The 20578-nt window shown below is 63.6% G+C and carries 12 protein-coding genes and 1 pseudogene; 3 read left to right on the forward strand and 10 right to left on the reverse strand.

Annotation, left to right across the window (positions count from 1 at the left end; genetic code table 11):
• The first annotated feature begins 166 nt into the window (after positions 1-166).
• Both IPK66_04850 and IPK66_04855 read left to right on the forward strand, forming a co-directional pair.
• On the forward strand, positions 167-1192 hold the full coding sequence (locus tag IPK66_04850; GenBank protein ID MBK8174620.1) for an IS110 family transposase: 1026 nt from the start codon (positions 167-169) through the stop codon (positions 1190-1192).
• A gap of 298 nt (positions 1193-1490) precedes the next feature.
• A pseudogene (locus IPK66_04855) lies at positions 1491-2450 on the forward strand (IS630 family transposase).
• A 7-nt stretch (positions 2451-2457) separates the two neighbouring features.
• Here IPK66_04855 and IPK66_04860 read toward each other — a convergent pair.
• Genes IPK66_04860 through IPK66_04870 form a run of 3 tightly spaced genes read right to left on the reverse strand, consistent with a single transcriptional unit; the run spans position 2458 to position 5532 of the window.
• Entirely contained in the window at positions 2458-3585 is a 1128-nt protein-coding gene (locus IPK66_04860) for an HlyD family secretion protein (GenBank protein ID MBK8174621.1), read from the reverse strand.
• On the reverse strand, positions 3576-4370 hold the full coding sequence (locus tag IPK66_04865; GenBank protein MBK8174622.1) for an ABC transporter ATP-binding protein: 795 nt from the start codon (positions 4368-4370) through the stop codon (positions 3576-3578). Before IPK66_04865 ends, IPK66_04860 begins: the two co-directional genes overlap by 10 nt.
• 22 nt (positions 4371-4392) lie before the next feature.
• Positions 4393-5532, reverse strand: coding sequence for an ABC transporter permease (locus tag IPK66_04870; GenBank protein MBK8174623.1), 1140 nt, complete (start codon positions 5530-5532; stop codon positions 4393-4395).
• 127 nt (positions 5533-5659) lie between these two features.
• Between IPK66_04870 and IPK66_04875 the strand changes: the two genes are divergently transcribed.
• Positions 5660-6340: a TetR/AcrR family transcriptional regulator gene (locus IPK66_04875; protein MBK8174624.1), complete on the forward strand. Its 681-nt coding sequence runs from the start codon at positions 5660-5662 to the stop codon at positions 6338-6340.
• A gap of 27 nt (positions 6341-6367) precedes the next feature.
• On the opposite strand, the gene IPK66_04880 is transcribed toward IPK66_04875, so the two are convergent.
• From IPK66_04880 to IPK66_04910, 7 genes are all read right to left on the reverse strand, one after another.
• The gene (locus IPK66_04880) at positions 6368-7645 is read right to left on the reverse strand and encodes a multidrug effflux MFS transporter (GenBank protein ID MBK8174625.1); all 1278 of its coding nucleotides are present in this window, start codon (positions 7643-7645) and stop codon (positions 6368-6370) included.
• A 78-nt stretch (positions 7646-7723) separates the two neighbouring features.
• Positions 7724-8494 carry a 4'-phosphopantetheinyl transferase superfamily protein gene (locus IPK66_04885; GenBank protein MBK8174626.1) on the reverse strand — a complete coding sequence of 257 codons (771 nt, stop codon included), beginning with the start codon at positions 8492-8494 and terminating at the stop codon, positions 7724-7726.
• A gap of 35 nt (positions 8495-8529) precedes the next feature.
• A complete protein-coding gene (locus IPK66_04890) occupies positions 8530-10284 on the reverse strand; it encodes a GH3 auxin-responsive promoter family protein (GenBank protein ID MBK8174627.1) in 1755 nt (584 codons plus the stop codon).
• Positions 10285-10363: 79 nt separating this feature from the next.
• A complete protein-coding gene (locus IPK66_04895; GenBank protein MBK8174628.1) occupies positions 10364-11587 on the reverse strand; it encodes a hypothetical protein in 1224 nt (407 codons plus the stop codon).
• A gap of 178 nt (positions 11588-11765) precedes the next feature.
• Complete coding sequence (locus IPK66_04900; protein ID MBK8174629.1) at positions 11766-12848, reverse strand: alpha/beta fold hydrolase; 1083 nt, start codon at positions 12846-12848, stop codon at positions 11766-11768.
• A gap of 55 nt (positions 12849-12903) precedes the next feature.
• On the reverse strand, positions 12904-13959 hold the full coding sequence (locus IPK66_04905; GenBank protein ID MBK8174630.1) for a hypothetical protein: 1056 nt from the start codon (positions 13957-13959) through the stop codon (positions 12904-12906).
• Between the two features lie 33 nt (positions 13960-13992).
• Positions 13993-20073, reverse strand: a complete 6081-nt coding sequence (locus IPK66_04910) for an SDR family NAD(P)-dependent oxidoreductase (protein MBK8174631.1) — start codon at positions 20071-20073, stop codon at positions 13993-13995.
• Positions 20074-20578: the final 505 nt, after the last annotated feature.

Here is a 20578-nt window from a genome sequence, read left to right on the forward strand (position 1 = left end):
TCGTTCAATCCCCACCGATCACATGAATGTCCACAGACCCTAGAGCGGTTTCACGGTGAGTAGAATCTGGATTCCCCCGGGGGGGGGGGGTTGTGTGATTATGGGATGGCCCGCCCCTTTCTGCGGCATCCGGTAGGATGGCGCCTTGAGGAAGGAGGGGACGGGCATGGACATCGCGGTTCTGGGGATTGATCTGGGTAAGAACGTCTGCAGTGTTGTGGGGCTGGACGGGTCCGGTCGGGTGATGCTGCGGCGGCGGGTGCGGCGCGAGATGCTGGAGCGGCTGGTTGACGGGTTGCCGCGGTGCGTTGTGGCGATGGAGGCCTGCTGTGGGGCGCACCATCTCGGGCGGGTGTTTGGCGGCCAGGGCCATGAGGTTCGGCTGATGTCGCCGGAATACGTGCGTCCGTACGTCAAGGCGCAGAAGAACGACGACCGCGACGCCGAGGCCATTGCGGAAGCGGCGACGCGGCCGACGATGCGGTTTGTGCCGGTGAAGAGCGTGGCGCAGTCCGACGTGCAGGCGCTGCATCGGGGGCGCGAGCGGCTGGTGGCGGAGCGCACGGCGCTGATCAACCATCTGCGCGCTCTGTTGCTGGAGCGCGGGATCACTGTCCCGCAAGGTCGCGGAAAGCTGGCGGTGGAGCTGTGCACCTTCGCCGACGAGGACGACAGCCGGTTGAGCCCGCGCATCCGGCTGCTGATCGAGGATTTGCGTCGCGAATGGCGGACCCTCGACGAGCGGATTGCCGGCTTCGATGCGGAATTCGCGGCGCTGGCGCGCGAAGACGAGGCGGCGCGCCGGCTGATGACGATCCCCGGCATAGGCACGATCAATGCCACGGCGCTGGCGGCGGCGGTGGGCGATGCCCGGACCTTCGGGCGTGGACGCGACATGGCGGCATGGCTGGGTCTGACGCCGCGACAGCGGACCACCGGCGGCAAGCCGCATCTGCTCGGGATCAGCAAGCGCGGCAACCGCTACCTGCGCAAGAACCTGATTCATGGCGCGCGAGCGGTTCTGCCGCGGCTCGCTGATCAGCCGACGCCGCTGGGAAGATGGGCGCGGGGCTTGCTGGCGCGCGCGCCGAAGAACGTCGCCATCGTCGCCTTGGCCAATAAGCTGGCGCGGATCGTCTGGGCGGTGCTTGCCCATGGCCGGGCTTACGACGCGGAGCTTGCCGCGGCATGAAGATCCGGGGGACGGTACGCGCGTCGCAGTGACGACCGGCCGACGGTGTCTGCGGGTGGTGGAAAGGAAGATGGCCTGACAGTCGAACGGCAGCCTGTAACCCTGGCCCATTGAACGGTCGATCGAGGCCGTTGTGATTATGAGGACCAAGCTGCGCGGATCTCCATCTTGGCCGGGCAAAACCCGAGACCGGATACGTTGACGCAGACTGGACAGCGCCAAAGTCCGAAACACCCCCTTGCGGACGGGGCGGGCCATACGTTCATCGGTTTCCGGTTTTGGTGGGCCGGAGGCGGCGATGGGTTGGCGTCGAGGGCAGTCGTATTCGCAGGACCTGCGCGAGCGGGTGCTGGCGGCGGTCGATGGCGGGATGACGGCAGCCGACGCGGCGGCGCTGTTCCGGGTGAGCGTGTCTTACATCTACAAGGCGCGGCTGCGGCGGATGCGGACCGGCGAGACGACGGCGCGGCCGCAGCGCTGCCATCTTGCCCGCAAGCTGGCGGTCCACCACGAGGCGATCAGCGCTGAGGTCGCGGCGCGGCCCGACGTGACGCTGGCCGAGCTGCGCGCCTGGCTTTCGGAAAAGCACGGCGTTACCACCAGCATCGGTGGGCTGTGGAATACCCTCGACCGGCTCGGGCTGACGCTCAAAAAAACCGCGGCATGCCGCCGAGCAGGAGCGCGCTGACGTTGCCGCCGCCGGCGACGCCTGGCGACAGCGGCAGCCGAAACTGAACCCCGCACGCCTGGTGTTCATCGACGAGACCTGGGCGACCACCAACATGGCACGCACCTGCGGGCGTTGCCGGCGCGGCCAGCGGCTGCGCGCCGCCGTCCCGCACGGCCACTGGAAAACCTCGACCTTCGTCGCCGCCCTGCGCAGCAACGGCATCACCGCCCCTTTCGTCATCGACGGCGCCATTAACGGACGCGTCTTTCGCACTTACGTCGAGGAGGTTCTGGCTCCATGCCTCGCCGAAGGCGACGTCGTCGTCATGGACAATCTCGGCGCGCACAAGGTCGAAGGTGTCCGCCAAGCGATCGAAGCCGTGGCGCCAGCGTCCTCTACCTGCCACCCTATTCTCCGGACCTCAATCCCATCGAGCAGGTCTTCGCCAAGCTCAAGCAACTCCTCAGAACTGCCGCTGCCCGCACCATCAACGACCTCTGGACCAAAATCAGAAGCCTCCTCGACAGCTTCTCCTCCAGGGAATGCACAAACTACATCACCAATTGCGGATATCGACAGTCATCGTGAAATCGCTCTAGCCGGAGCGCGCGAGGTGGTCCGTCGTTGACCGAAGCACGGTGCCGGGAGCGGCGCTTGTCTCGACGAAGACATCCACCTGTTGACCCACCATCGCTGGAAACGTCTTGGGATCGAAGCTGTAAATCACCTGAAGAACGCGGGTGTCGACCCGCTCGGCGCTGGAACCGGCGGCGAGTTGGCGCTTCGGCACGACTGCCGGCTCGAAGCGGACGAATTTCAGCGGCGCCTTTACGTCTGACGCACCAGGAAGCATCGCTGTCGCCGGACTGTGCGCATCGATGCGTTGTGCGTCGGTCTCGTCGACGTCGACCCGGACGTGCAGGGGATCGACAATGCCCATTGTCATCAATGGCACGCTCAAGACGCCCTGCTCGGCGAACTCGCCAAGGCGAACGTTCACCTTGAGGATTGCCCCATCAATCGGCGCCTTGACTACGGTTTTATCAAGAACGATCCGGGCGCGATCGAGCGCGGCCTTATCACGTGCGAGTTCGGCTACCGCCCGCTGACGGTCGGCCTTGAGCACATCGATTTGCCGGCGTGCGCTTTCGGTTGCCGCCTTCGAGGCTTTCACTTCTGCGGAAGCGCGGCGCGCATCGGCTGTCGCCGTTTCAAATCTCTGGTGCGTCGTCCAGCCCTGCTCGATTAGTTCGCCATAGCGTCGTTGATCGAGCGCCGTCCGCTCCGCGTCGGCTTCGGCGCTGGCGACGCGCGCCAGTGCCTCGTTCACCGCCGAGTGTTGCAGGGCCAAATTCTGATCGGTTGCCGCGATCGATGATTCCGTCGCGCGCGTATCCGCCTCGGCGAGCGTTACGGCCGCGCGCTCGTCGCGATCGTCGATGGCAAACAGCGGATCGCCTTTCTTGACCGTCTGGCCGGCGGCGACGTTCACCTGCCGCACGACCCCGCCGGAATCGATGGCGATGGCGATTGTCTCGCTGGCCGGCTCGACGAGACCCCGCGCGGCGACCGTGAGCTCATAGGGGCTGGCCGGGGGGGTGACGGGCGGATCGGTCTGTGTCCGTGATGTTGTCGAATTGGCCACCGACGCCGCAGCGAAGGCCAGAGCCACGCCGGCGGCGATCAGCATTCCATGGGTCATCGGCCTGAATTTCAGTGCCATGCTCCGTTCTCCTTGGCGCCAAGCCGCGTCTCGATATGCAAGATGCGGCCGTCCTCCATCTGGGCAATTCGATCGGCGAAGTCGAAAATGCGATTGTCATGGGTGACGACGATGACGGCGCGGTCGGGTTCGAGGGCGGCCGCGCGCATCAGAGTCATGACCGATAGCCCTGACGCGGCGTCGAGCGCCGCGGTCGGCTCGTCACAGACGATCAGCTTGGGCTCGTGGATCAAAGCGCGGGCGATCGCCACCCTTTGCTGCTGCCCGCCGGAAAGCTGTCGCGGCAGTTTATGGATGTGCGGCCCCATGCCGAGCCGCTCCAGGACCGACGCCGCCCGCCGTGCGCCCGCTTCGAGGGACATCCCCGCGGCCACCAGTGGCATGGAGGCATTTTCGGCCGCGTTCAACGCCGGCAGGAGATTGTATTGCTGGAAAATGAAGCCGATGTTCTTGCGCCGGAACGCGACCACATCGCGTCCGCGCATGCCGGCCAGCGGCTGTCCCAGGACTTCGACCGATCCTTCCGTTGCCGACAAGATGGCCGCGATGATCGAGATCAGGGTTGTCTTCCCACAGCCCGACGGACCGACGAGAAGCGTCATTTCTCCAGCATTAAAGTCTATATCGATACCGTGAAGAACCCGCACCGCCGCATCGCCGGTCTCGAAGTCCTTGATGATGCCGCGACAGCGAACCGCAGCGATGGGGGCAGGCAGGATGGAGGCTGGCGGGGTGGGGGTCGCAGCGTCCGTTGCCGTATCGAAAGGGGGGTGCGGCAGTTTCATGACGGCGTCCATCGCCTTGTCCTCAGCCGCGGAACACGATCGCCGGATCGAGCACCATGACCTTGCGCACACTGGCAAAACTCGCAATGGCGGCGATTGCGATGACGATGGCGGCCGTTCCCACCATCACCTCCCACGACAGCACGAATCCCCGCAGGTGCACCGCGACGCGGGTGGTGATTTCGAAAAAGCCGGCGCACAAGGCAATGCCGAACGCGTAACCGACGATGGCGACGATCGTGGCCTGCAGCAGGATCATTCGCAAGATGGTGGCGTCGCTGACGCCGATGGCCTTGAGTGCCCCGAATTGACGGAGGTTTTCGAGGACGAAGATGTAGAAGGTTTGGGCCGAGACTGCGGCACCGACGATGAAACCAAGTGCAACGGTGATGCCGAAGTTTACCGGAATGCCGGTTCGCGACAAGTAATAGGAAATCGTCTTCCACATGAACTCGCGCCACGTCAGTGCGGCTAATCCGGTGGCCCCTACAATTCTCTTTTTAAGTTCCTGTAAGTCCTGGCCGGGATCGGCGCGCACCAGCACGTAGGAGAGTTGCTTGCGCGTTCGGCCAATATAATTCAATGCATCGGAATACTTTGAATAGACGATAGGGAACGTTGCGTAGGGTGCACGTGCCTCGCAGATGCCGACGATCACCGCGCGGCGATCGTTGAGTTCGACTTCCTTGCCGATCGCAAGTGGCTCGCCCGGCCAGACAAACTGATAACCGGCGCGATCAATGATGATCGCGTCCGGGTGCTTCAGGTCTTCCACAGAGCCGAGCAGCATGCGCGTGGGCGCTCCGGTCAATGTGGCGTCATCCACCCCCATCAGGATCGTCAGTTGCAACGTGTTGGGCGCGCGGATCACGCTCGTGCTCTTGAGAAACGGCGTGGCCCACTCGACGCCATCAATGCCACGCACGCGATAGAGTTGGGTATCGGTCAACGGTTCGACTTCATCGACATAATGGCTTCGCGGGTCCATCACCCACAGATCCGCCTCCTGAACGTCGATGATCTGGTTGGCGGTTCGCGTCATCAGTCCGATGAAAATCGACACCTGATTCGACATCAGCATGGTGGCAAAGGCGATGCTGAAGATCAGCCCGAGATATTTCGCACGGTCGCCGACCAGCATCCTCAATGCGACGGTGTACATCCCCCGCCTCCCTGGCGCCGCGCGGACGGCGCCCTGCGCCGCTTGCCTTTCGCGCACCGACGGCGCATGATGTAAACATCGATAACTTACTATCGATCATCGAAAAGTCAAGAGGCGAGCACGGCGCATGAGCAAGCCTTACCGAAAGCGTAAAGGAGAGGGTCACGTCCGTCGCGAGGAAATCCTTGCGGCCGCGGGCGAAGTGTTTCTCGCGGAAGGATACGAGAATACCACCATCCGTCGAATTGCCGCCCGCGTCGGCGTTACCTCCGCCGCACTCTATCTCTATTTTTCGGATAAAGACGCAATCCTGCTGGAAATTTGCGATCACGCGTTTGCCCGCCTGCTGGATCGATTCGAGCAGATCCGCAATGACGGCGACGATCCGCTGACCGTTCTGCGGCGGATGATGGAAGCCTACGTCCGCTTCGGCCTCGATCACCCTGACGAATACCGGCTGACCTTCATGGCGAAGTCGGACATGGCCAGGGCGGGCGCGTTGCCCTTCGCGCATCGCACCGATGAACTCGACCTGCAGGCACCGGGAGGGAAGGGGCCGCAGTCGTTCGCCCTGCTGCAGAGCCAGGTGGCCATGCTGATCGACAGCCGCTCGTTGCAGCCGGGCGATCCGGGGACGATCGCCGAACTGATTTGGGCGGCGGGACACGGGCTTGTATCGCTGCTGATCACCTTTCCGGACTTTCCCTGGTCGGATCGCGAGGTGCTGATCCGGGGAAGCGTTGATCTGCCGCTGCAAGGGCTGATCGCGTCTCGCCCGGCGAACGGCAGTCCGGCGAACAGCGTTTGAATAAACACGATATCGCACGGCCATGGATCATTCTCCCGCTGGCGGTCCGACGACGGTGACCACCGAAGGAACAGCGCCATCGGCGCTTAAACGCGCTCCCTCGGTCGCGCTCCGCCTCAAGGCGATGAACAGGAGCCCCGCGCCGAGGCCCGTGGCGGCCATCACCAGTGGAAATGCCATGACCGGCAGCGATGCGATTAGCGCGCTGACCGCGATGGTGCCGAGGGCACCTCCCGCCATCTGTAGAAATCCAAGCACGGCCGCGGCGCTGCCGGCGATGCGGGCGAACGGTGACAGTGCCGCAGCTACCGCCGTCGGCAGGAAAATGCCGAGCCCGGTGACGAAGACGATCATGCAACCGTTGAACGCGTGCTTGTGGACGACGCCTGCCGCCGGAAACCCGGCGATCGCCACGCCGGCAAGGACGATGAAACCCAGCCCGACGCCAGCGACCTCCGGTTGCGATCGCGTGCTCGCCAGCCGGCGGGTCGCCAGCCCACCGAGCACGAAGCCGATGATCGACAGGGGTGGATAAAGCCCGTACTCGATCGGGCTTATGCCAAGCCGGTTGATGAACACGTCCGGTGATCCGGCAAAAAACGCCGACATGCCGGCGAAGACCAGCGCCGAAGGCAATGCGAAGCGCAGGAAGGCGCGCGTGCCGAGCACCTCCATGTACGCACGGCGGATGGCGTGAACATCGATCCGCGATGTCCGCGCGTGGTTGGTTTCTGTCAGCCGCAGGGTACAAACGAAGACGACCAGTCCGAAAGCGAGCGCGGCGGCGAACGTGGATCGCCAGCCGCCCACCTCATTCAAAAGCCCGCCGACCAACGGCGTTAAGCCCGGGACAAGAGCGAAGGCGATGGAGATCAGGGCCATCACCCGGGTGAGATCGGTGCCGCTGAACAAATCGCGGGTCATCGCCCGGGAAATGACGAACGCTGCGGCGGCTCCTCCGCCCTGGATGATCCTGCCGGCGATGAGCGTTCCCAGATCGGTGGACGCGGCGCAGACCGCGGTGCCGATAAGGAAGGTCAGCATGCCCACGATCAGCACCGGCCGCCGGCCGTAGCGATCCGAGAGCGGGCCGCAGATCAACTGACCGAGTGCGAACATCGCGAAAAACGCCGCGAGGGTCATCTGCACCGCCGGCATCGGCTGTGCGAGCGCCACCGCTATTCCGGGCAAAGACGGAATGTAAATATTGCACGCGAACTGGCCGACCGCGGCCAGCGAGGCAAGCAGTGGTACCAGGGCGGCCGTCGGGCGGCCATCGGGCGTCACGGGGGTCAGCGACGACATCAGCGCACATCCCGATTGGTCCGCCCGGCTGTTCCGGGCACTGTCCCGAGCTGGATCGGAGCGCGCCGCGGGCAGGACTCAGTCATCGAAAGCAAGCCGCCAGCCTCCGCCGCGGGCGACGGCCGCAGCGACGTAGCCCGGCCGTGGTTCGAACGCAAATATCTCCCAAGCATCGCTAACCTCCATCGTGCCATGCGAGCGAACCGCGGAAAGGGCCGGCGCGGATCCCGGGGCGAGGGTCACGTCGAACGAGCGAAAATCCCGCGCCATGCCGTCGCCGGTAGCCTTGACGAACGCTTCCTTGCGCGTCCAGCCGTTGAAAAAGGCCCGCAGGCGATCCTCACTGCGGACAGAGAGAAGTTCACGGCGTTCGGCCGGCGAAAAGTAATACTCGGCGATCGACGACATGACGGGGATCGGGCGGATCGCCTCGACGTCGACGCCGACCGGCCAATCGCGCGTGACCGCCAGCAGCATCAACGCCGCCGAATGAGAAAGGCTAAAGCACGTTCGCTCCATCGGGTCCTGGCCGTGAAGCAAAGGTTGCCCTTCGGCCGTGCGCGCGATCACCAATGATTGCGGATCGCGTCCGGTGCAGGCGCCGAGAATGCAGCGCAGCCAGTCCTCCGTGGCAGGGTCCCGATGCCGGCGGGCCGGTTGCGGGAACGGGGATCGCTGCGGTCCTCGCCTCGGGCGGGTCCCATTTCCGCGCTGATCCCCGTTGGCTCCGGTCTGCGCCAGATCGAGCGCGAAAACATGGATCGTCTTCGGCGCGAGCCGGACCGTCGGATGTCCGTCGGCCGACCTGGCTTCCGTCGGTTCTCGGTCCGCCATGTCTGACGCGCGCATTCGCAGTCACCGTGCGCCGTCCAAGCGAGGTCGGCCTAGCCCGCCACCTCGCGCTGTAGGCCGCGAACATGCGATTCCGCGCGCAGACCACTGAGCCGCACGAGTTTGGCGCGAAGATCATCGCTCGATGTCAGGTGGAGCCACTTGAACTGACCTTCCGAGGCCCCCTCCGCCAGACGCATCGCCTTATACCGCTCGAAGAAATTGCGGCCGGCATCGATCACCACGGGCTGATGGAGGCGGGCCGACTTGCGCTTTGCCGCGTACTCGACATTCACCGCCATCAGCGCCCGATCGAGCGCGTCGGCGAGCTGCGTCAGCGCCGGCGAACGGGCGTCGTCACCGAGATCGATCAACAACTCGTAGCGCTGGTGGTCGGCATCGGCGTAGGCGATGAAGAAATCGGCCCGCACAGCGAGTTCGCACGCGGCCTGGCGCACCCCTTCGATCAACTGTTCCTCCGATAGCTTTTCGCCTTGGAGGCTGGTAATCCCCTTGCCCTTGAACAGAAAGCGAATGACCGGCGCCTGGCCAAACGAGCCGATCACCTCGATGACGTCGTTCATGTCGTAGCGGTAAAGGCCGCTGTAGGTCGTAACGTAGACGAAGTAGCGCTGGCCCACGGTCAGTTCATGGGCGAGCAGCATGCGATCGCCGCGATCGTCCCCGCCATCCTCGTATGGGCTGAATTCGTAGAAGGCGCTGCGGACCTGTAAGATCGAACCGTCGGTCTCGGCGTCGATGAGATCGGTGGCGGTGATCTCACTCGCCAAGTAGCCAAACTCGGCGATCGGCGTGTCGGCGCGGAACCAGGGCTTGAGCTTGGGAATGACCAGGGCACAGTTACCCTGTTTCCAGGTGTGGATCAGTTTCAGGTTGGGCCAGTAATCGGATGGAAGCAGCGCATCGCTTTGGCGGGCGAAGCGGTCAAGAACCGCCGCCCGTAGAGGATTGGCTCGCAACATGGGCGCGAGCTCGGCGCGAATGGTGGGGTCGACTTCAGGGTCGAGCGTGCCGTCGTGGATGTCGCGGATCAGCCGTTCTTTCCACGTGTCCGCGCGGGTGACGAGGTTGAGAATGGTGCTAGGATTGGCGGTGAGGACCATCGAAACGTCGCTCGCCAGCGCGCAGCGCAGCACGGTGTAGGCCTTTGCCTCATAATCGCTCAGCGTATAGACGCTATAGGGAGCTGAATGCACCCGGCTGAGGAAGCTGGGGATATTCTTATAGACCAGCCCGGAGAGCGATCCGAACGGCGTGCCGTCGGCCGTATGCCCCTCGACTGCGGGCGAGATCATCGTCATGTCCTTGCCGGCGTAGGCGCCCGGAAACTGTTGCATCAAGCCGTAAAGCCAAAGCTTGCCGCGATCGCGGATGGTCCGCTCGAAGTTGTACGGGGTGACGGGAATCAGCTTCGGCAACGCCGTGGTGCCGCTCGACTGATTGTACATCAAGGGTTTGCCGGGAAAGAGCACGTCGCGCTCGCCGCGCGTATGGCGATCGATCGCTTCCCGCAAGTCTTCGTAATCGTTGATCGGAACGCGGCGTGCGTAGTCGTCATACCCGCGCGCCGAGGCAAATCCGTGCTCGCGCCCGTAAACCGTCTCGCCGGCGTAGTTCAAAATGTCCGCGAGGACTGCCGCCTGCGTCGATTTGACGTCCTTGGTCGCGGCGACGAATGTCTTGTAAAGGCGCCGGCCGGGGATCGACAGCACGGTTTCACGGTTGCGATAGAGCGCGTAGTCGATCGCGGCGCGTGGGCCCCGGGAGAGCATCGAAGGGAACCGCATCTCGTCACCCTCTCTGGTTTGAGTTCGCTTGCTGAGGTTGAGCCGCTGACGGCCGCAATCGGTGAGGCCACGATGCCGGTCAGGCCATTCCACCGAGCGCCAGCGATGGAGGAGAAGACTGCGGCATGCTTTCGCTCCGCATTAAAACGGCGTGTGATCCGACAGGCGGAAAGCTGACCCGATCCACTGCGAAGCGCTCGACCTGCGCCTCGTCCGCCGGTATTCCCCAGCCTTGGCCACGGCAGCGGGTCACCGCCCGGCCACCGAGGCCGAAGACGACAGGGCGGCGAACCACATCGCTGGCGATCAGGCGCGTACCGAACGACCCTTCATGGTAGCAAAGATCACCTGAGATTCCCGCGAATATGCGGCCCGCCGCCGAGAGGATCGACGTTTCGCCGACCTGGGCTCCCAATTGGCAGGCGATGCCCGCTTTTTGCGCCAGGGCGTGAATACGCAGCGCATTGAACAGTCCGCCGTTTTTGGACAACCGGATGTTGAAGCAATTCACCGCCCTTGCGACCGCCAGCTTGCGGGCATCGTTGTACGAGCATAGCGATTCATCGGCGCAAATCCGCAGTGCCGGGTATTCCGCTACCAGCCGCGCGTGTCCGTTGATGTCGTGCCTGTCCAGTGGCTGCTCGCAGGCTTCGATGCCGTATCGCCGCAGGACATCGAGGTTGTGCCTTGCCGAGTCGAGCGTCCAGGCGCAGTTCGCATCGAGGCGCAGTCGGGCATGGGGATAGACGCTGCGGACGGCGAAAACGAGCCGCTCATTATCGATCGGCGACGGGCCGACCTTGACCTTGATTTCAGCGATTCCGAGCAGCCGGCTGAGTCGCGCCAGTTTGCGGGCCTTCTTTTCGCCGGAGCCAAGGACCATGCTGTAGGTGACGGTCCGCACGCGCGGCTTGCGGTCGAGGAGCGCGTACATCGTCTTGCCCTCAGAGCGGGCGAGGGCGTCGAGCAACGCCAGCTCGATCGAGCACAGGGCGGCCAGATCCCCTCCGGTTAACGGATCGTCATGCAGATCGAGGATTGCCGCCCGCAGATCGTCGGCAGTCGTAATCTCGAGTCCGGCAAGCCGAGGCAGGATCCGCGTGCCGAGCGCTTCGATGCAGCCGCCGACCGTTTCGCCGGTGACGTATTGGCGTGGCAGCGCTTCGCCCCAGCCGCAGGCGCCGTTATCAAGCACCGCCTTGACGATGAGCGAGTCCGAATGGCGCCGCTCAGCCAGCGCGTGCTTGAACGCGAACTTCAGCGGGATCTCTTCGGCCCAGACGGTGATCGTTCGGATCTTCACGGCGGTTTCCCTCACGCGTGCTATTGGCCGGCGGTGCGAGCGAAGAATTCGCGCCGCGGCCGGCTTCAGCAGACCGCCACGGGCCTACTTACTGTTGATCACATCGAGCCTGCGTGGCGTTGCTCGTGCCAAGTGCCGCCCGAGCAACGCCACTTTTCTCAGAGCCACTTCGCGCTGCTTATTGGTTTAACAGCGGGCTCCAGCCCATCTGTTCGGCTTCAGTGCGCAGCGATAAGATCCAATCGCTGCCGTCTTCTTCCACGGCATCACTGGGCGCGACGGCTGCGGCCGCGCGCTTCGCGGCGGACGTAGTGGTTGCGCCGTTCATCCACGCGGAAATCTCCTCGATGACCTGGGCATGAACGGGTTCGAACAGCAAGAAGTGGCGGACACCGTCGTAGCGGACGAGCTTCTTGGACGTGTTCAATCGATCATAAATGGTCGCGACCACGGCGGGCGTATCGACGATCGGATCGTCGTTAGAGACCAGCATAAGTACCGGCATGGTCAATTGGGCAAGGCCTCTGGCCATGAGATTGCCGACGTTGATCAATTCACCCATCTTGTAAATGTTCGCGGTGATGTTGCGGATCGCGAGATCGTCCTGCGCCATGAAATCGAGGTAGTTGACCTGGTCGGTGAACAACTCGTCATGCAGGGGCGTGGGGTAGTACTTCCAGACGTACGACTGAATTTCGACCATCGTCTGCGGCGTCAACGAGACCCGCATGGCCGTCGCCGGAGTCTCGAGAATGAGCGTATCGATCGTCGTCGGGAACGATTCGGCATAGGTCATCACGATGCGTGCACCGAACGAGTTGCCCATCAGGTGCACCCGCTTGCCCGGGTTTTTTGCCTTCACGAAGCCGATGAACTGGGCAAGATCGGCAACCCACTGGAACGGCGTGCGCACATGGCCACGCTTTCCATGCGACAGGCCGGAGCCGCGCCGGTCCAGCGCGTAGACATTGAAGCCTCGCGCCGCGAATTCATCGGCTGCGTCGTTGAACCATTGGCTGTGGCTCTGCATTCCGGAGACGTAGACGAGCACATCGGTGGCGTTGGGCGAATACCACTCGCGGTAATTCAGCCCCACCTGTATCACCGCCCCTGGCGGCGCGTAGTACTCGTCAACCTTGATCGAGTGCTCATGGTAGCCAACGTCGTAGAGAGTCGATTCAGATGCGGCGAGCGCGGACGGCCCGATCAGTGACAGGCCAATGCAAGTGCCAAGTACGGCGCCGGCGATCCAAGTCCTCATTGTTGCGTCTCCGTGATTACGGCTCATCCCCATCCCGGTGGATGCGGGACGTCATTCAGGCGTGGATGAGCGCGGTTGCGGCCTGCCGCAGCGGTCGGGCCAGTTCCGGCGGCAGCGGTCGCACCTGCGACCGGCCATCGGCGCCCTTAGCCATCCAGGCGGCACGGTGATCGCCGTAGGCGACTTTCGTACGGGTCCCGTCCGGGTTTTTGCGAAAGAACTCGAAATAAAGCTCGACGCCGTTGCCATAGAGTCCCCTCAGCGCCATCGTTACCTCGATGACCTCGAAGGGCATGACCTCCCTTAAGTGATGAACGGCGCAGTGCAGGCACTTCAACACGCCCGGTTGCGCGCCAGGAACGTACAGTTGCGGCGCGATGGACCAGAAGTAATGTTCGCGCATCTTGGCCAGCCACATGGCGTAATTTGAAAAGTAAATATTGCTGACGATGTTAGAGTGGTACTGAGACGTCTCGAACGACTTGGTCGCCAGCGGCACTTCGGCGCGCGGACCCTGCTTCGCCTTGAACAGAGTCTCGCCGAGGGACACATCGCGCAGCGGTTCCGGCAACGTCGGCAAGGTGTCCGGCGCGTCGTACTGGGGTCCCACGCGCTTCAGGAAGTCCGCGTAGAAAGAGGGCAGTTCGGCCGGCTTGACCGAGCCATGCCTGAGAACCTCGACCCAGGTGGTCTTCATCCGACCGAGCGCGATCCGCTCGAGCGGGCCGTCCGGCGCCATCGACCACCAGTCGAAGGTCATATCGACGCTGGCGTTGCTCGGCAGCCCCGACCACATGCGCACGCAGACGATGTTATTCTCCCCCATCGTCTCGCCCACAACCTCGACGGAGGCGCTGTTGGTCACCAATCCCCATCGGCCCGAACCCATCCATTGGTTCAGCCGCTGAAGGACGGGAAGCACCGACATCTCTCGCGCTTCCCCCATCCAGGAGAAGTAATGCGGGTAGTAGATGCTGCGATCGACGTCCGCGAACATGCGGAACGGCGGGATGAATGTACTGACGAAGACTTCCTGCCCTTGCGGGCCGCCGCAATCCTCGGCCCAGATTTTGAGAGTATCTCCAGCGTCCTGGAAAGAGAGTTCGCCCATGTCCTATCCCCTTGGTTTTGAATGGTTTCAATGTCAGGCGAGCGCGAGTTCGCGCAGGACGCGCGGGGTTTCCCGCCGTTCCAGGATCTTGAGCCGATAACCTTGAAGACGTTCGATCACCCTGCCATCGCCACCGAGGGCGTAGACGCTGGTCACGTAGAAATCGCCGTCCTTCTCGTCCAGGTAGGCAACGCAGGTGCGTTCCTCGTCGCCGACGTCCGGCGCGGAGAACAGCTCGATGCGGCCGATCGACACCGGGAGCGAGACGTCTTGCGGGATGATCAGCTGGACCGACTGCAGCAGCGAGTCGCGGAAGAACGGATCGCCCAGCAGGAACTCCCCGCGTTGATGGCGTGATTTGAAAATGCACAGTCCGCTGTTCGGATCGGGGTTCTCCATCCGGTGCACGGAACTGATGCGCTGGAACCGCGGGCCTTGGAAAAGGACTTCCCCGTAAAGTCCGCCCTCCTTGGCGATCGGCAGCGGCGCGCCGACCTCAACGTCGTGACCGGGGCCCTCGCCGAGGTCGGTCAGCTCGAACGTCGCGGCGAAATGGTCGTGTTCGAAATTGGTCAAATCGCAGCGAACGCCGGCCCGCACCCGTACCGGATCGCTTGGCGTGCCTCGCTCGAGCACCTCGGCATGGACCTCGAGTTCGGTATCGTAGTGGTGGCCGGCGGTGATCGGTCGGGCAAGGCTGACGTCGGTAATCGCGTGAGATCCGAGACAGACCGCGCCGGTGACCGCGTGGACCGCCCGGGCCATCGCCTCGAGCCCGAAGACCGTCGGGAACAGCAGGCTGCCCTTGAAGTTGTGGTCGGCGAGATAGGTATCCGTGGCGAGCGACAGGCGCCGGCGATAGACCGTCTCCACCTGCGGATGATGGTAGACCAGCGTTTGCCCATCGATGCGCGCATCAACCTGTGATAGCCCCTCCGCTGCCTGGTTCCAGGCGCCGTTGCGTCCCATTCGACCGGCGACGATGATCTGATCGGTGCCGGCGTCCGCCGTCGCCAGCCGCAGGAAGCGGCTGACCCCTTCCGCCACGGGAATGGCGCCGATCCCCTGGGCGCTGAGCTTATCGATGCTGCCCATCCGCGCGCCCATTCCCACTTCGTCCCAGACGCTGTAGGCGATGCTCACCACGTGCGCATGGGGCGCCGTTCGCCGCACGTCGGCCAACAGGTTGGCAAGCACCTCGTTGGAGAAGGCATAGACGGCATTGCCGTGCATGCCGGTCACGCCGATGATCGAACTGAGGCCGATAACGGTCTTCAGACGGGCGATATCCAACTGGCTCAGCAGGTTGACGGCGCCCAGGACCTTCGGGGCGCACTCCTGAGCCGCCGAGGCGCTGACCACAGTGGTGATCGGGCGCGGCCGATTGAGGCCAGCGCCGTGGATCAAGCCGGTGATCGGTCCCAGATCCTGCTGTACGCGTGCGACGAGGGCGGCAACGGCCGCGCCGTCGGTAATGTCGGCGCTGTAGTAGCGGCAGCGCAGGCCTGCTTCGGCATAGCGGTCGAGCGTGTGGCGGATCTCTTTGGCGGCATCATCCGCCGCCTGCGGATCCGGCGCCGGTGACGAGCCGACGAGCGCCATCGTCGTGCCGGTCTTCCGCGCGAAGGCCAGCGCGCATTCCGCGGTAATCCCGCGGGCGCCGCCGGTGACCAGCACCACGTCTTCGCGGGTCCACGCGATGGCGCGGTCGTGGTAACGGCTTGGCTCGTCGACCGGATACGTCGGTGTCCAGCGACCGCCGTCATCGTCGAACGAGACGATCACCGGCGCCGGTTTGACGAGCAGCTCGCTGCCGATCGCGGCAACCAGGCGGTCAAGCACGTGGGCGGCTCCGGAGGTGTAGCCGATCGAGCGCATTTGGATGTCCGAGCGCTCGAGCGCCAGACTGGCGACGTAGGCCGTCGCCGAGTACACCGGGTTGTCTTCCTGGCGCCGGGGCAGGCGGGTATAGCGCTGGACGAAGGCGATGCGCGGTTTGGGTCCGGTTCCATTGAGTGCCAGCGCGCTCAGGGTGGCTCCATGCAGCGCGTCGAGGAAGGAGCCAAGCGATGTCCAATCGAGGATCGCGGCGGGGGCGGGCACGAAAATCACCACGTCGCCGACCGGTGCGGAATGTGCTTCGGCAGGGCTGCTGAACGCGGTCTCTATGACATGGGCGCCATGTGAGGACAGACAGGCGGCGCATGCCGCGGCCACGAGGTCATCGTTTTCGCGGATGACGCGAACGTTGCGAGTTCGCCATGCCGACATCGGCGGGACTGCCGAAACATCGCTGCGGACAGGAGTTTCGATGAAGTTCCGCACCCAGCTTGCCCGTCGCGGAAATGGGGGAGCCGCCTGCCGGCGCGCTGCCGATCCTGATGGGGCGGGTGCCGTTGCGGCGGCCGGAGCGGTGGTGGCGGGTGCCTGGGTGCGCGCCGAGACGATGGCGCGTGCAATATCCGAGATCCGCGCGTTGGCGTAATCGGTGAGCGGCAACGCCTCAGGGAGCGCGTGCTCCTTGCTGACGAGCGTCAGCATTTCCGCAGCCTTGATCGAGTCCATGTTCAAGTCGTCGAGAAGCTTCATGTCGGCGTCGAGCGTTTCCTGCTCGAACTGCGTGAGTTGCGCCACCAGCGTGAGCAGCTGGTTCTCGATCGCGCGCGCCTCCGGTTGCGCCGGCAACACCAGCAAGGCCGGCGTCGTCGGTCCCGCCACCGCTGCCGAGGGAACGCTGGCAACGGGCGCCGGGGCGGGCAGAACGGCTGGAGCGGAGGGTTGCGGGCCGCCCGGCATCGCCGGACGCTCGCCGAGCCACTCGGCAAGCGCATCGATGCTGGCGTTGGCGAGGGTCGATGCCTCGCTCTGCGCTTCCTTGCCGAACTCGCGTGCGAGCACCGCGATCAGTTCGGCCGACTTGATCGAGTCGATGTTCAAATCGTCGAGCAGGCGCATATCGCCGCTCAGCATCGCGATATCGAAGCCGGTAAGCTCGGCTGCGACCTGCATCACCCGTTGCCGTGTGCTCTGCTGCGGCACCGCCGGCGGCTGAACCGCAGCTACGGGCGCTGCCGCTTCGCCGGCACCACCGTGGGGGGCGGGTTGCGGCGATCCGGTGGCGGTGTCCGCCGGCCGCATCGGCGCCGGGAAGGGGAGAACGGTGGCGCCGTCGGTCGCCGAGCCGATGGCCACCACGGAGGTAAAGCCGTGGTCCGGGGCCGGGATGGCGGTGAGACCAAAGGCCGAAGCCGGCACGACGATTTCGCGTTCGCACGGGTTTTCCAGGAACAAGCGCTGGTGTGCCGGAATGAACGGGCGGATCAGGCGATCGGCGTAGAGCGCCGACCAATTGAGTTCATGACCAAACACATGGGTGGCGGCGAGAACCTGTTTCCAGCCCTGCATGCTCCCCGCCTGCGGTTCGATCGGCAGCGCCAGGACGGTCTCCTTGCCGACGATCGAGCCGAACAGGTCACTGAGAACCCGCCCCGGTCCGACTTCGATGACGAGATCGGCTTCTTCGGCGAGCGAATGAGCGAGGGCGACGAAGTCTACCTCGGCCAGCATTTGCTGGCCGAGGTGTGCGCCAACCTTGACCGTGCCCAGAATTGGATTGCCGTCGATGCACGACAGCGTCCGGCAACCGGCGATCGAGCCCTCCAGGCCGGCGAACACGTCGGCGAAGTGCGCCGATGCGCCATCCATGTATTTGGAATGAAAAGCGTTGGAAACGGGCAGCAGGCGTGCGTTGACGCCTTGCCGCCCCGCCGCGGTCACGATTGCATCGATCGCGGCGCCCTCGCCCGATACGGCGATCTGCGTCGGCCCGTTGATATTGGCGATGGTCACGTAGCCAAGCACCGAGCCGATCAATGCCTGTGCCGTCTGTCGGTCGCACATCAACGCGGCCATTTTGCCCCGTTCGTCGCCGCGGCCAGGCGACATCTCATAGCCGCGCCGTGCGGCCAGTGAGAGCAGCGTGCGTTCGTCGCACGCACCACCGGCGTAAAGGGTCATTAGTTCGCCGAGGCTGTGGCCACCGGCGGCTGCTGGAGTAATGCCGAGTTCCGCTAGGTAACGATACCAGATCAGCGATGCCAGGATGATCGCCGGCTGCGCGACTTCGGTCTGCGCCAAGGCACGTTGACGCGCCGAGATCGCGTCGTCGGTCAGCACCTGCAGATTGTCGATCAGGATGCGATCGACCAGCCCGTCCGTGCCGAGAGCCGTCGTTGCCTGCTCGGCCGCCTCGGCGAGCTCGGCGGCCCAGGCAAAACGGCGGATGAGCGTTTTCGCCATGTTTACGCGTTGCGATCCTTGTCCGGGGAACAGGAACGCGACGCGCGTCCGGTTGACGTTGTTGCCAAACCAGATTGCGCGCGGCTCGTCGCGCACAAAGCGGCCCTCGCGGACGCCCTTGCCTGCCATCGCCGTGAGCGCATCCAGCTTTAAGGTGAAGCTTTGCGGCGAGTCGGCGACGAAGGCGGCACGAATGGGCGCGTTCGGCGCCATACGATGGGCGAGGCTGGCGGCGAGATCAGCGAGTTCGCCCTTGGCCATGTGAGCGGCATCGGCGCGCACGGTGTCGATCTGGCGGCGCATCTCGTCGATGGATGGTGCGGCGAAGACGAAAACCTCCGCGTCTTCCGGGTGAGCCAGAAGAACCGCTTCGGACATGAACGGCTGAATATGGCGGGCAGGCGGGCCGAACGATTCACACGTGACATGCGTGTTGATGCCACCGAAACCCATGGCCGAAACGCCAGCGCGCAGCACGTCGGCGTGTGGACGAATCGCGCCATCGATCAGCGGGAATATGGCCTTGGCCTCTTCGCGGAAGACGTCACGAACGACCTCAGTGCCGCAGATCGGCGGCAAAACCCGTCGGTTGACAGCGATGACCGTCTTGATGAGGGCGCCGATGCCGGCAGCGGCCTTGGTGTGACCGATCACCGATTTCAGCGAGGTAACCCCAACGCTGCGCTCGGCGGCTTCGGGATGCATCGCGGCGCAGATCGCGCGCAACTCGACGTTATCGCCAAGCGGCGTGCCGGTGCCGTGCCCCTCAATAAAATCGATCGAGGAGGCGTCGTAGCCGGCCTTGCGATACGCAGCCCGTAGCGCGATCGCCTGACCGTTGACACTGGGCGCGGTGATTCCACCCTTGCCGTCGGAGGATATGCCCCACCCGTTGATGACGGCATAAATCCGGTCGCCGTCATCGATTGCGTCGGTCAGTCGCTTAAGGACGACAAAGCCGCACCCTTCGCCGGGGATGAACCCGCTCGCGCGCTGATCGTAGACGCGCATCTCGTCGGCTGTCAGGGCGCCGGTCTTGGCGAATCCAATCAACTCGAAGTTGTCGAGGCTGATGTCGATGCCGCCGGCGAGCACCATGTCGGCGTCCCTCAGCACCAGCGCATTGGCGGCGTTGATCACTGCCAGCATCGAGGAGGAACATGCGCCATCGACGGTGTAGCCGCCGCCGTGCAGATCGAGGAAGTTACAAACCCGCCCGGCGATGGTGTTCGACAGACCGCCGGCAAGCGTGTCTTCGTCCACTGGTGGAAATACAGACTTGAACGCGCCCTCGGCATCCGCCAGGAATTGCTCCATTGCCTCGCCATCGAGACCGCGCGTCATCGCGGTCTTGCGCAACACTTTTTCGACGAATGGCCAGCGCGTGCGCATGGTGTTCGCGCGCGTCCATTCGCCGGTCAGCGTATTGCCGAGGATGACCGCCGTGCGCGAGCCTCGGATCTGATCGCGGCTGTAGCCGGCGTCTTGCAGTGCGCGGAGTGCGACTTCGAGCGCTAGCCAGTGGACGATGTCGGATGATTCGGCCGCGGATTTCGGCACACGCCGATTGCGCCAGTCGAAATCGAAACCGTCAATATAGGCTGCCCATCGGCCATAGGTTTTGTCCGGAGCCGACTTGTCTTCGTTCCAGTATTCAGCGAGGGGCAGCCGCTGATCGAGCATTTCCCGGAATTGCGACCGTTTAGTAAGAATATTTTCCCAAAATTGACGCATGCTTTGCGCGCCGGGATACCAAACAGACATGCCGACGACGGCAATCTTGTGATAGGTCGGCATCAGCGCTTCGCTGTCCATTTTCGCCTCCTGACGAGGTAAAAACTAATAAATATCGAGATTATCTAACAAATAACGTCAATAAATACTCATCGTGTGGAAATAATATTCCACACTATGCTGATATTATATTAATAAATTTCAGTTAATACATCGTAACAGCGTGAGATTACCGGGTCGTGGCCAAACGGTGGGGTTTCCGTGGTTTTTTGGTGGATCAAGCGCGCGGCAATAATTTTCAGCGCGATGTCATATCCAGCGCGATGTCACAAAAAAATCCTTTGCTCTCGACAACGGCAATCCGCCATTTGGGGCATATAAACGGGGTGTCGAGGGTGTGACGAGTGGTTCGTCGGGCGGCGAGACGCGTTCGATAATCCGATGAATCGACGCATTCGTCGGGCAGCGACCGGCATAAACGGATTTCTGTACTGGAGAGGGTTGTTAACGCCTATATATAATGATTAATATCCTATATTTGTGACTGCGCTGTGACGTGATCGATTGTTCGATAGGGCGCGGAAGT

The sequence above is a fragment of the Rhodospirillales bacterium genome (genome assembly GCA_016712595.1).
In the GTDB taxonomy this organism is placed as follows: domain Bacteria; phylum Pseudomonadota; class Alphaproteobacteria; order Rhodospirillales; family Defluviicoccaceae; genus Defluviicoccus.